The organism is Demequina lutea (assembly GCF_013409005.1).
Lineage (GTDB): Bacteria > Actinomycetota > Actinomycetes > Actinomycetales > Demequinaceae > Demequina > Demequina lutea.
Map to the genome: position 1 here is coordinate 1,504,838 of NZ_JACBZO010000001.1, position 12,566 is coordinate 1,517,403.

11 protein-coding genes are annotated in these 12,566 nt (G+C 60.7%); 10 read left to right on the top strand and 1 reads right to left on the bottom strand.

What is annotated here, in order from left to right:
• The first annotated feature begins 35 nt into the window (after positions 1-35).
• The 10 genes from BKA03_RS07310 (at position 36) to BKA03_RS07355 (ending at position 11,671) form a co-directional block, all read left to right on the top strand.
• Positions 36-1,700, top strand: coding sequence for a GspE/PulE family protein (locus tag BKA03_RS07310; RefSeq protein ID WP_179397761.1), 1,665 nt, complete (start codon positions 36-38; stop codon positions 1,698-1,700).
• A gap of 277 nt (positions 1,701-1,977) precedes the next feature.
• Entirely contained in the window at positions 1,978-3,105 is a 1,128-nt protein-coding gene (locus BKA03_RS07315) for a type IV pilus twitching motility protein PilT (RefSeq protein WP_306457094.1), read from the top strand.
• A gap of 2 nt (positions 3,106-3,107) precedes the next feature.
• The gene (locus tag BKA03_RS07320) at positions 3,108-4,334 is read left to right on the top strand and encodes a type II secretion system F family protein (RefSeq protein ID WP_179397762.1); all 1,227 of its coding nucleotides are present in this window, start codon (positions 3,108-3,110) and stop codon (positions 4,332-4,334) included.
• 93 nt (positions 4,335-4,427) lie between these two features.
• Positions 4,428-4,817, top strand: a complete 390-nt coding sequence (locus BKA03_RS15550; RefSeq protein WP_179397763.1) for a type II secretion system protein — start codon at positions 4,428-4,430, stop codon at positions 4,815-4,817.
• 107 nt (positions 4,818-4,924) lie between these two features.
• Positions 4,925-6,823 (top strand): type IV pilus modification PilV family protein, encoded by a 1,899-nt coding sequence (locus tag BKA03_RS07330; protein ID WP_179397764.1) that lies wholly within the window; start codon positions 4,925-4,927, stop codon positions 6,821-6,823.
• Between the two features lie 8 nt (positions 6,824-6,831).
• Positions 6,832-7,467, top strand: a complete 636-nt coding sequence (locus tag BKA03_RS07335) for a PilW family protein (protein ID WP_179397765.1) — start codon at positions 6,832-6,834, stop codon at positions 7,465-7,467.
• Positions 7,464-9,065 (top strand): hypothetical protein, encoded by a 1,602-nt coding sequence (locus tag BKA03_RS07340; protein ID WP_179397766.1) that lies wholly within the window; start codon positions 7,464-7,466, stop codon positions 9,063-9,065. The genes BKA03_RS07335 and BKA03_RS07340 overlap by 4 nt, the downstream gene beginning before the upstream one ends.
• Positions 9,066-9,079: 14 nt before the next feature.
• A complete protein-coding gene (locus tag BKA03_RS07345; RefSeq protein WP_179398144.1) occupies positions 9,080-9,853 on the top strand; it encodes a prepilin peptidase in 774 nt (257 codons plus the stop codon).
• 94 nt (positions 9,854-9,947) lie between these two features.
• A complete protein-coding gene (gene pilM / locus BKA03_RS07350; protein ID WP_179397767.1) occupies positions 9,948-10,994 on the top strand; it encodes a type IV pilus assembly protein PilM in 1,047 nt (348 codons plus the stop codon).
• Positions 10,991-11,671, top strand: coding sequence for a PilN domain-containing protein (locus BKA03_RS07355; RefSeq protein ID WP_179397768.1), 681 nt, complete (start codon positions 10,991-10,993; stop codon positions 11,669-11,671). Before pilM ends, BKA03_RS07355 begins: the two co-directional genes overlap by 4 nt.
• Before the next feature lie 183 nt (positions 11,672-11,854).
• On the opposite strand, the gene BKA03_RS07360 is transcribed toward BKA03_RS07355, so the two are convergent.
• On the bottom strand, positions 11,855-12,166 hold the full coding sequence (locus tag BKA03_RS07360; RefSeq protein ID WP_179397769.1) for a hypothetical protein: 312 nt from the start codon (positions 12,164-12,166) through the stop codon (positions 11,855-11,857).
• Positions 12,167-12,566 lie beyond the last annotated feature (400 nt).

The window sequence follows — 12,566 nt, forward strand, 5'->3', positions numbered from 1 at the left end:
ATGTACGGGAGCGTCACCATCCCCTTGGAGGCGGAGTGCAACTACTGGGCGAGATTCTGATCGCTGACGGTGTCCTCACTGAATACCAGTTGATGGAAGCCGTCAACGAGCAGCGCGCACGCGGGCAGACCCTTGGTCGCACGCTCGTGGAACGCGGCATGATTTCAGAGCCTCAGTTGGTGCGCGCCCTTTCACAGCAAGTGGGTATGGAATTCGTCGAACTCGGCAACTTTCCGATCGACCGTGTAGCGGTGGCGATGGTCCCCGAGGCGATGTGCCGCAGGCACACGGCCCTCCCGATTAGTGTTTCGGAAGGCACCCTCAAGGTCGCGATGTCGAACCCCGCGAACGTGATGGCCCTTGACGACATTCAGGCGATCACCCGGCTCCACGTTGTTCCCGTGGTCGCTACTCACGATGATGTATTGGCCGCGATCGATCGCTATTGCCGCTCGGATGCCGAGCTGGAGGACTTGCAGGGCGAGATCGGCAACGAGCCGGGAGAGATGGACCTGGCCTCGATGGGCTCGGTCATCGAGGACGATGCGCCGATCGTCCGGTTCGTGAATCTGATTATCTCGCAGGCGATCCAGGACAGGGCATCAGACATTCACGTCGAGCCCGCGGAAAACCACGTTCGCATCCGCTATCGCATCGATGGCGTGTTGCACGAGATGCAGCGGGCTCCGAAGGCTACCCAGAACGGCATGATTTCCCGCATCAAGATCATCTCAGAGATCGACATTGCGGAGCGCAGGAAGCCTCAAGATGGCCGCCTTTCGGTGACCCACCAGGGGCGAAAGGTCGACCTACGTGTTGCCACCTTGCCCACGGTGTGGGGCGAGAAGGTCGTGATGCGTATCCTGGACAACGCGACCGCGACGATGGCGCTCGAGGACTTGGGCCTGAGCGATGACAACAGCAAGCTCTTTGCGGAGTCGTATTCGAAGCCCTACGGCATGATCCTCGTGACGGGCCCTACGGGTTCGGGTAAGTCGACCACGCTGTACGCCACCCTGAATCAGATCGCGCGGCCAGAGATCAACGTGATCACGGTCGAGGACCCCGTCGAGTACCGGATTCCCGGCATCAACCAGGTCCAGGTCAACCCCAAAGCGGGGATGACGTTCGCCGCCGCGCTGCGATCCATTCTGCGTGCGGACCCGGACGTCGTGCTGCTCGGTGAGATTCGTGACGGTGAGACCGCGCAAATCGCGATCGAGGCGGCCCTTACCGGCCACCTCGTCTTGTCCACGCTTCACACGAACGATGCGCCCAGCGCGATCACTCGACTGATCGAGATGGGTATTGAGCCGTTCTTGGTTGGCTCGGCGATCGACTGCGTCGTGGCTCAGCGCTTGGCGCGACGACTGTGCCCCCAGTGCCGCGAGGAGCGGGAGATCGATGCGGCGGCGGTGCCGGAGCGGTTGCGTGGTGCAATCTCCACTCCCGTGCTGAACCTGTGGTTTCCCGTGGGGTGCTCTCACTGCTCGCAAACGGGGTATCGGGGTCGCCTGGCGCTCCACGAAGTGATGGTGGTCAACGAGGAGATCGAGCGGCTTGCGGTGACGCGCGCGTCGTCGGCGGAGATCGCCAGGGCCGCCGCAAGCGGCGGGATGCAGAGCCTTTTGATGGACGGCTGGGCCAAGACCCAAGATGGCCTCACTTCCCTCGAAGAGCTGCTGAGGGTAGTGAAGTGATGACCGCGGTCTCGAGAGTTTGCGAAGGGCACTGGCTATGAGCATTCAAGACGACGGGCGCGGACAGGCACCTTCCCAGTGGGGTTCGGCTCCTTCGGCGGGCGGGCAGGGAAGCGGATACGCGCCCCAGGCGCCGGTTCAGGACCGTGCGCCCATGGGAGCACCGCCTGTTGGCCCCGCAATTGCGGCGCCTCCACCGCCTCCACCGCCCGCGCCGACTCAGCCGAGTCAATCGACTAAGCAATCGGCGGCGGCAACCGCGCCTGGGATTTCGACGATGTCCAAGCCTGCCCGCATCGGCAGCGCGCAGGAGATGCAGCCAGGGGATCTCGACGTTTCGGACGCGCTGCGCATGATGCTCCGGGTGGGAGCATCGGACCTGCACCTGACCACCGGCGCTCCGCCGATGGTCAGGCTTGATGGGCAGCTTGCGGCGCTTCCTGGAATGAACGTGTTGAAGCCCGACAGTTTGCGGAGGTCGCTGTACTCGATGCTGACGCAGAAGCAGCGGGAAAAGTTTGAAGAGGAACTGGAACTCGACTTCTCGCACGCGCTGGTCGGGGAGGCGCGCTTCCGCGTCAACCTGTACCGGCAGCGCGACTCGACGGGTGCGGTCTTCCGTGTCATTCCGTATGAGATCAAGTCGCTGGAGGCGCTCGGAATCCCCCCCATCGTGGCGGGCCTGGCCCAACTGCCGCGAGGTCTCGTGCTCGTCACCGGTCCCACGGGTTCGGGAAAGTCCACCACGCTTGCGTCGTTGGTTGACGCGGCGAACAAGTCGCGCAGCGCACATATCGTGACCATCGAGGACCCCATCGAGTTCCTCCACCGTCACAAGCGGTCGATCGTGAACCAGCGTGAAGTGGGTACGGACACCCTTTCATTCGAGCGCGCATTGCGGCACGTGTTGCGACAAGACCCCGACATCATCCTCATCGGCGAGATGCGGGACCTCGAGACCATCCAGGTGGCGCTGACGGCCGCCGAGACCGGCCACCTCGTATTCGCTACGCTCCACACCCAGGATTCTTCACAGACGATTGACCGCATCATCGACGTGTTTCCGGCTGGCCAGCAGGGGCAGATTCGTACGCAATTGGCGACCGCAATCCAGGGCATCGTGTGCCAGGCCCTGTTGCGCCGTCAGGATGGACCTGGCCGTGTGGCCGCCACAGAAGTGCTGTTGGCTACTCCGGCGATCCGCAACCTCATCCGTGAGGGTAAGACCCACCAGATCTACACCGCGCTACAGGCGGGAGCGAGCCTGGGTATGCAGACCATGGACCAGAACCTTGCCGATCTCGTCAAGCGCAATGTGGTCTCGTATGAGGCCGCGCTTGAGTTGTGTCACTCGGTCGAGGAGTTCCGGCGCCTGTCCGGTAAACACGTGGGGATGGCGAGGTAACGATGGCCGCTGTCAAGAAGTTCGAGTATTCCGTTCGCGACGCTCAGGGCAGGGTCCAGAAGGGGTCAATTGAGGCCTCATCGGAGGCGGCGGTCGCCAGCCGTCTCAGGGACTTGAAACTTGCGCCGATCTCGATTAACGAGATCAAGACCACCGGACTCAAGACCGAGATTAAGATCCCGGGGTTCAGTGATCGGGTTTCTCTCAAGGACATTTCGGTAATGGCGCGCCAGTTAGCGACAATGATTTCGGCCGGATTGTCCCTTTTGCGCTCCTTAACCATTCTTGCGGAACAGACGGAGAATCCGGCGCTGTCCCGGGTGATTTTGGATGTCCGCGCGGATGTTGAGGGCGGACGCTCCCTTTCCGCGGCTATCGGTCGTCACCCCAAGGTGTTCCCTCCGCTCATGATCAACATGGTGCGTGCCGGAGAGGTGGGTGGGTTTTTGGACTCCGTGCTCGATTCCGTGGCCACGAACTTTGAGGCCGAGGTCAAGTTGCACGGCAAGATCAAGTCCGCCATGGCGTACCCCACGGTGGTGTTCGCCATCGCCATTCTCGCGGTCGTGGGCATGTTGCTTTTCATCGTGCCCACGTTTCAAAACCTGTTCGCGTCGCTCGGCGGTCAGCTTCCGCTCCTGACGCGGATACTGGTCGCGATGTCCCATGGGTTGAAGGTTGGCGCCATCCCGCTCGTCGTAGTCATCTTCGCGGGCGTCTACCTGTGGAGGGCGAACAAGCGGAAGAGGGGCTTCCGCCAGGTCGTGGAGCCGCTGTACCTCAAGGCACCCATATTCGGGGGTTTGGTGCAGAAGGTCGCGCTTGCCCGATTCACGCGGAACCTTGGAGCCATGCTCCGCGCGGGTGTTCCCATTCTGCAATCGCTCGAAATCGTCGGCGAGGCCAGCGGCAATATTGTGGTCGAAAACGCCACGAGAGCCGTAGGGGAGTCGGTGCGGTCGGGGAACTCTCTCGCCAAGCCGCTTTCCGCACACCCCATCTTTCCACCCATGGCGGTGCAGATGATGGCCGTGGGTGAAGACACCGGCCAACTCGACCAGATGCTCGACAAGATCGCCGACTTCTACGACCAGGAAGTGGAATCGACCACAGAGGCCTTGACTAGCCTCATCGAGCCTCTCATGATTGCCGTATTGGGCGCGATCATTGGATTTATGGTGATCGGTCTGTACATGCCCATATTCTCTATCTTCAATCTCGTCAAATAGTCTTTACCTTCGCGGAGAGTTCTTCGGGAGGTGGGGAACCGCCGTTCGCGGCGTACTAAAACATTACTTAGAATATCAACAAGGAGAAACACCATGCTCGCACGCATTCGTGAACGCAAGGACCAGGACGGCTTCACGCTCATTGAGTTGCTGGTCGTCATGATCATCATCGGCATTCTTGCCGCGATCGCCATCCCGATCTTCCTGAACCAGCGCAAGTCGGCACACGACTCGGCTATCAAGTCGGACCTGCGCTCTGCGGCGACCGAGGTTGAGTCCTGGTATGTGAACAACCAGGCCTACCCCGCAACCAATGCGAAATTCAAGTCGTTGCCGATCAAGACGTCTCCCGGCGTCTCGCTGACCTACACCCTCACGTCCGACCACTACTGCATCCTGGGTGCGAACGCCGACGCGAGCCACAGCTGGGTTTACAAGTCCGCCGATGGCGGTCTGCAGGGCGGAAGTGTTACGACCTGCTAGTAGTTTGACTGCGGTCATCTGACTGATGGCGGTGGGCGGGTTGCACAGTAGAGTGCAATCCACCCGCCGCCCACAGGTATTTCTGGCCAGAGAAGGAGGCCCATGCCATGAGAGCACAGCGCCGCCACCACGATGATGGCTTCAGCCTCGTCGAGGTAATTGTCGCGATCGTCATTCTTGGCATCGTCGCCACCAGCGCGCTCTATTTCTTCATCAACGGCATGCAGACCACTTCCAACCTCTCCCGCCAACAGCGGGCCGTGGCGATCGCAACGTCGGCCATGGAGCATACGTTTACGATTGATCCACACTTGAGCCCCATCGCCGGAGTGTCCGGACTCGTGATTGGGCGTTCTGCGGCCGAGGTCAACGACGCATTCTCAAAGTTTGCCGGAGTCGACGGGGTGGCGGACACTTACCCTCTGTCCGATCCCCATGGGGCCACGGGCGCGGGTGATGTCAAGGTCTTCGATACCGTGAGCGCTGCGAACAACACGACCTATGACGTCTATACCCTCATCGGGTCGTGCTACCGGAGCCCCGCGGTCGCCGGCGCCGCCCAGCCGTGCACCAAGGTCGGTGGCTACTCAACCGAACCCGCCGCAGGGGGGGTTGGTGTCTCGAGGGAACTACGCATCATCGTCGTGGTGAGGTGGAAGCCCATCGGCGGCGAATGTGATGCGACAGGCGGTATCTGTTCGTACAACGTTTCCACGCTCGTCGACCCATCGAACGACCTCGCGTGGAGCCGCGTGAGCAGGCCCGTGGCCGTCGACGATCCCGACTATGCCTACGACCCGGTAGCGGGCAACCCCACCTATAGCCTTCACGTGATGGACAACGACATCCTTGGATCGGTGCGGAGCATTCCGGTTCAAAAAGTACCTGGAAGTGAACTCGATTCGACGGCCGGGAGTGTCACCTACCCCTCAGACGGCGTCCTTGTGTACACCCCCCCTCCCGCAACGCCTGGTGGTTCGGCGTTGGGCGGTTGGGTGTCGGGCATCTTCACGTTTAAGTACGCAGTGTTTGATCGCACCGGCGCATCTTCGTCGGCGACGGTCACCATCACCTTGCATCCCAAGGCAGTGGCGGACCCTGCTCTGTCCGCGAGCCAGGGCATACCCAAGGTGCTCCCGGTGTTGGCGAACGACCTCGGATCGCCCACTGCAGTTCAGATCACTGGCGGACCATACCTGCCGGGTGCGAAGATCTCGGTGTCAGGCACCACGGTGACGTATACGCCTGGCGACCCCGGCACCGACACCTTCACGTACAAGTTCACCGATGCCGCTGGCCAGTCAAGCCAAGCGGTGACTGCAACGGTCAAGGTCGACCCCTTGACGGCGCAGGACTTCACGATGGTCCTGCCGTACAGCACCACGGCCACGTGGACCGACATCTCGAGCCAACTCCGTGGCACCAACCCCGCCGAGACGCAGATCACAGTGACGGGACTACCCTCGCCGGGCACCGGGTCGTTGCTCATCGATGGAAATCCCTACACGGGAGGCACCGCGACGGGCACCATTATCAAGTTCCAGCCCCCGGCAGGCAAGGCGGGGGAATGGACGTTCCCGTTCAAGGTCGTGCTCGGCGCGCGCACGAGTGACAACACCGCCAATGCCGTGATTCGAGTCGAGGCTCCAGCATCGGTCTTCCAAGCCAATCCCGACGACCAGCCGTATGGATTGAGTATCTCCGATAGGTATGTGAAGACCATCGAGATTTCCTCCAACGACCTGCCGGACTGGAGCAAAGTCAGCGGGTACACAGTGACGGCTGGCTCCATCAAAAGCAACTGTGGCAGGTGGTACCAGGTCGAGCCCTACTGGAGCAACTACCTCGCCAAAGGGTATGCGTTGCTCTACCTCGACTCGGCCGACACCACGAGTGGTACGAAGAACTGCACCGCCAGCTACACGGTGACGCGGAAGTCCGACGGGGCGACCTCTACGACACAGATCACCTACGACGTGGCCAAGTCGTACGGGTGGGGTGGGTGAGTCTCCCCATGTCATCACTCCTAACTCGCCTTCGCGCCGCACTCCGTCGCGAAGAGTCCGACGACTCGGGCCTCACCATCATCGAACTCGTGGTAGCTATGTCGATCTTCACCATCGTGCTCGCGATCTATTTCTCCGCACTGATCTCCATGTCCAAGACCACGGTACAAGCCCAGGGTTCGGTTGATGCGTCGGACGCATTGCGGGCGACCTTCAACGTTCTGGATCACGAGGTACGCTACGCGTCGTCGATCAACACTCCCGGCCAGGGAGCGTCGGGAGCGTGGTACGCGGAGTTCGAAGCAACCGACCTTCCCCAAAAGGCGTTCCCTATGTGCTATCAGTGGCGCCTCGACCCCAATACCCATGTGCTTTCGACTCGCACGTGGACTGAGGACGGCACAAGTGCGCCCACGGCCTGGCACGGCGTGTCGTGGAACGTGCAGGCAGGAGGCGGCGCGTCGCCCTTTACGCTCACTCCTGCAGTTGGCACCGTATTGCGCCAGTCCTTGACCGTTCACCTGACGGTGAAAGGCCCCGCCGGAGCGCAGTTGGCGGACCAGGAGACCACCTTTATTGCTCGCAACAGTTCGTCCGCGTCGAAGAGCGACCTCGTGTGCACGGCAGGAATGAGTCGACCATGATGAAGAGTTTCTTGTCGATCCGCACGCGGCGCATGCGCGACTCCGACGATTCGGGTTTTGCCATGATCACGGCACTGCTGGCAATTCTTGTCACCGCGATGTTCTCCATCGTCATGCTGGGTGTGATCATGTCTCAGATCACTCCCACTCGACTTGAACAGGCAACCACGCGAACGGTGTACGCAGCTGAGACGGGAATCAACGTCGTGGTGGGTCAGATTCGTGCGGCGGCTGGGAGCGCCGACGGTACGGGCAACGTCTATGGCGATACGAGGCAGCTCCCATGCTCATCACAAGGCACTGTGGGTAGCGGCAGTTCCGCGTTAGGCTACTCGGTGGCGATTTCCTATTACACCCAGAACCCCACCACGCAGGACGATGCCTGGCGGCAATCGTCTACGAATAAGTTGTCCTGCAGCCCGGGCGTGGGTCCGTCGCAAGCACCCACATACGCTCTTATCACGTCCACGGGCACTGGGCTTGTAGTCCAAAACGTGTCGGGAAATATCCAGCGTACTGTCGAGGCCGTGTACGCGTTTCAAATCACCAACACCAACATCCCTGGGGGCTTCATTAAGACCTACGACGGCACCACGAATCCCGCCAGGTTCTGCCTTCAGGCGACAAAGCTCGAGGCGGGGGCCGAGGTGCAGTACGTCGATGCGGCAAAGTGTCTTGACGGCAATCTAGATCAAGCAAAGCAAATGTGGATCTACGCCGACGACTACACGATCAAGTTGGCGTACAGCACCGTGCCCACCTCCGGATTGCCCAACTTGTGCATGACCGGAGCCCCAGGGGCAGGCGCCACCAAGATCACGCTTCAACCGTGCCTAAAGTCCACGGATCCAAATGGATACAACCAACTGTGGAGTTGGGAGGGTCAATCCACTTGGAGGGGTGAGAACAGCGACTTCACCCAGTCTTCGTATTACATGAGTTCGGGAACCGGTGTCGTGAATGCGGGGTCGTCCTACCTGCAGTTATCGACGGGCGGGGACAACATCCAAGAATGGAGCGCGTTCAACCCCGATCCACGAATCGGTGCCGGAGCCGCGGGCAAAGCCACCAACGAGATCGTGAGCTACCAAGAGTTTGGTCGCTGTGCGGACGTGACCGACGTGGTCATCAATATTGAGCAGATGATCGTCTTTCAGTGCAAACAGGACCCGAACCCCAACCAAAAAGGGGTGCTATGGAACCAGAAGTGGCACTATGACGAGCCTGCGAGTGGACTTGGAACCCAGGCAACGCAAATTTACGTTTATGTTGACAACAACACGGCTAACAAGTATTGCCTCACGTCGGTCGATGCCAAAGATGGTTTTCCAACCTTCAAGAGTTGCTCACCCGCGCGGCAGGACCAGAAGTGGACGCGGGTTGCGAAGATGAGCACATATGACGCCTCCTACCTGTTTAAGGACGCCTTCGGAAGATGCATGGACCTTGGGCCCAGCTTTGACAACGGCAAGACGACTCACCCTTATACAACGATCGTGATGGAACCCTGTAGCCCCACGGCGGTGGGTCAGAAGTGGAATGCACCCCCCATCACTAGTCCGTCAGCACTTGGCGGCTACTGGGAGTTGACCAACTGAGCGCCGGAAGCGTGATGTACGTCATCGCAGGAATACTGGGTGTGATCTTCGGGTCCTTCCTGAATGTGGTGATCTGGAGGGTTCCACGCGGCAAGTCGTTGGTTAGGCCCGGCAGTGCGTGTCCCAAATGTGGGGCAAACGTGTTGCCTCGTGACAACGTGCCGATCGTGTCGTGGTTGCTGCTGCGGGGAGCATGCCGCGCATGCAAAGCGCCGATCTCCGCCCGCTACCCGCTCGTCGAGGCGGGAACGGCGGCCGCCTTTGTAGTCGTGGTCCTCCTTTTCCCTCATGATCCGTGGGCCTGGCCCGCGTGGTGGTACTTCGCCGCCATAGGTATCGCGCTTGCCATGATTGACCTCGACGTGAAGCGACTGCCGAGCGTCATCATCCTTCCGTCCTACGTGGTCGGTGGGGTTTTGATCTCTCTCGCGATTGCCTTGGGTCCGACGAGCCTGGCCGACGGCGCCCGGGCTACCATCGGCATGGCGTCGCTTTGGGCGCTTTATGCGCTCCTCGCGACCTTGAAACCTGGTGGCATGGGTTGGGGGGACGTGAGGCTTGCGGGCGTGCTGGGGGGTTATCTCGGGTGGTTGGGTGTGGGTTCGCTTGTCGTCGGGGCCTTTGCAGCTTTCCTTCTTGGGGCAGTGTGGTCAGTGGGACTGATGTTGTTGCGTGGGGCAACGCGCAAGAGCCGCGTCCCTTTTGGACCTTGGATGATCGTCGGCTCAGCCGTCGGTGTGGTGTGGGGTGAATCGCTGTGGCAGGCATACCTGTCGTTGATTGTTTGACGGAATGCTTGAGGTTCGGGCGCGAAGTGCCGATGAAACGGTGGTGAGTAGCGCCCACGGTGCTGCTGACAGTTGAAGTAGAAAGGGATGGGCAATGGCAAAGTCTCGCGTCATTGGACTTGACATCGGCACGACGATGGTCCGTGCGGCCGAAGTCGAGCAGGAAGCACGCTCGGGACGTGCAACGCTCGTTTCCTATGGCGAGGTTTCGCTCGCACCCGGCGCCGTAGAAGACGCCTCGGTGGTATCTACTGAGGTGGTCAGCGCAGCAATTCAGCGCCTGTGGCATGAATCGAAGTTCTCGTCGCGCAACGTGGTCATGGGCATGGGGGCTATTACCACGGCGGTACGCGAGATTGACGTGCCGTTTATGCCCATGGCCCAATTGCGTCAGTCGTTGCCGTTCCAGGTGCAGGAGATGCTCCCGATGCCTGTCGATGAGGCAATCTTGGATTTCTATCCGGGCTCTCGATTCGATGGGCCGGCGGGGGAAATGGTTCGTGGCTTACTCGTAGCGGCCACCAAGAGGTCCGTGAGCGCGAACGTTGCCGCGGCGGAGCGCGGAAAGTTACACCCGCAGGTTGTTGACCTCAACGCATTGGCGCTTTTGCGTTCGGCGAAGGTGAGTTCGCGGCAAGAGAACGTGGTGGCCGTGGTCGACATTGGTGGTTCGATGACGACCGTCGCGATTGCCGCCAGAGGAGTACCGCGGATGGTCCGAGTCATTCCCAACGGCGGCCGCGACGTGACAAATGCGGTGTCGCGCCAAATGAACATTCCTATTGCCGATGCCGAAGGTCTAAAACGGCAGATCGCCAGTTCTGCGCAGGTTCCGCAGGAGTGGGCACTAGCTCACGAAGCGATCAACGAGGTCAATCGCAATCTCGTCGACTCGATCCGCAACACATTTGTCTACCACCAATCCAACAATCCCGGTGCGGCCATTGACATGGTTGTTCTTACCGGAGGGGGTGCGCAATTGGGTGGCCTACCGCAGTTACTGTCCAACGCGGCAAGGATCGCCGTGACCTTTGGTGACCCGCTCGCGGGGATGAGCATCGAGAGCAAGGCTCAAGTTCATATCTCGGCTCCCGTGACCATGGCCGTGGCCGTGGGACTTGCCCTGGCGGTGGCATCATGACCGACACGACGATGCAGCAGGCGCCGGTACCCGGCGCCCCGCGTTTGCCCCAAGTCAACCTCCTGCCGCCAGACGTGCGCGCCAGGCGCAGGGTCGCCTTCGCGAGGGCGTGGTTGGCGTTGGCAGTGCTCGTAGTGGTGCTCTTGACCATGGTCTCCGCGGTTTCGGTGTCGTGGGAAAAGAAGTCCGCGGAATCGGAGTTGGCCGACATCCAGGCCAGGAACGATTCTCTGCTCCATGAGCAGGCAAAATACGCTGAAGCCCCGAAGGTCCTTCAGGAACTGAAGGCACGCGAATCAGCCCGTACGGTCGCAATGTCGACAGAGGTGCTGTGGTCTCCTTACCTAGCCGCAATCTCCTCGGCGACGCCGCTCGAAGCCTCGATTGATGCTCTTGTCGTGTCAGAAGACACGGTGTGGACTGGGTCGCAAACCTACGCGGCTGGGCCGCTCGACACGCCGGGAACGGTGGGTCTGGTGAGCCTCAACGGAAAGGCACTAACGCTTGGGGCGGTCTCCGACTGGCAAGACGCCCTGTCTGCACTCAAGGGCATTGCTGACGTGAACGTCTCGAGCGTTCAGCTCAACGCAGATAACGGAACCACCTATTACGCCGTGACAGCGACGTTCAAAGTAACGCCGGACGCGTTCGCCAATCAATTCGTGACGGAGCAGTGACATGGGCCAAAGTCTCAAGGCATGGATCGGTGCAACAGTTGTGGTCGCCGTTTTGATCGCGATCGTGGGATGGTTCTTGTTCATCAGCCCCACCGTTGCGTCGACCTCCGACATCCGCGCCAACATTGAGTCCGAAAACAGCCGCACGGCGACCCTGACGCAGGAACTCAAGACTCTCAGCACTCAGTTCGACAATCTCGACGCGACGCGCGCCAAACTGAAGGACGTCTCGGTGCAGGTGCCGACTACCGAAGATGCTGCTTCGTTCCGGCGAGTCGTCGCGGATCGTGCCACAACGAGCGGTGTGACGATCATGTCAATCGCATCAGGGTCGCCTTCCATTGTGACCCCGCCAGCCGCTACCTCCAGCAGCACGTCTACGAGCAGCACGTCTACGAGCGGTTCCGTTACCGCTACGCCTAGCCCTAGCGCCGATTCAGCGGCTTCTACGAAGGCTGCGACGACCTTGGCAACCGCATCTGGGCAGTCTCTCATCGGTATACCGCTCGATTTGACCGTAGTGGGTACCTATGACGCAGCGCGGGCCTTCATCGCCTCGATGGAGGGGACCGACGGACGGTTGTTCCTTGTGTATTCCTTCAATGTTGTGACTCAGCCTGACGCACCTGCGAGCGGTGGCCGCCCGGCGACTGTGAGCGGAGACGTTCAACTCTTTCTCCAGGGATACGTGGTGGTATTGACCGCGCCTACGTCTACCGAAACTACGTCTACCGCACCGACGCCTACGACAGGTCCGACGCCGACGCCTACGACAGGTCCGACGCCGACGCCTACGACAGGTCCGACGCCTACGACAGGTCCGACCGTATTACCGGGTGCGCCGGGGTTGCCGACCACCGATCGCAACCCATTTACTCCCGTGTTGCCGGCTGCT

Excerpts from the sequence above, each read along its gene's own strand:
- BKA03_RS07315 (WP_306457094.1), top strand. The coding sequence starts at position 1,978 with ATGTCCAAGCCTGCCCGCATCGGCAGCGCGCAGGAGATGCAGCCAGGG.
- BKA03_RS07320 (WP_179397762.1), top strand. The coding sequence starts at position 3,108 with ATGGCCGCTGTCAAGAAGTTCGAGTATTCCGTTCGCGACGCTCAGGGC.
- BKA03_RS15550 (WP_179397763.1), top strand. The coding sequence starts at position 4,428 with ATGCTCGCACGCATTCGTGAACGCAAGGACCAGGACGGCTTCACGCTC.
- BKA03_RS07330 (WP_179397764.1), top strand. The coding sequence starts at position 4,925 with ATGAGAGCACAGCGCCGCCACCACGATGATGGCTTCAGCCTCGTCGAG.
- BKA03_RS07335 (WP_179397765.1), top strand. The coding sequence starts at position 6,832 with ATGTCATCACTCCTAACTCGCCTTCGCGCCGCACTCCGTCGCGAAGAG.
- BKA03_RS07340 (WP_179397766.1), top strand. The coding sequence starts at position 7,464 with ATGATGAAGAGTTTCTTGTCGATCCGCACGCGGCGCATGCGCGACTCC.
- BKA03_RS07345 (WP_179398144.1), top strand. The coding sequence starts at position 9,080 with ATGTACGTCATCGCAGGAATACTGGGTGTGATCTTCGGGTCCTTCCTG.
- pilM (WP_179397767.1), top strand. The coding sequence starts at position 9,948 with ATGGCAAAGTCTCGCGTCATTGGACTTGACATCGGCACGACGATGGTC.
- BKA03_RS07355 (WP_179397768.1), top strand. The coding sequence starts at position 10,991 with ATGACCGACACGACGATGCAGCAGGCGCCGGTACCCGGCGCCCCGCGT.
- BKA03_RS07360 (WP_179397769.1), bottom strand. The coding sequence starts at position 12,166 with ATGAGAGACTGCCCAGATGCGGTTGCCAAGGTCGTCGCAGCCTTCGTA.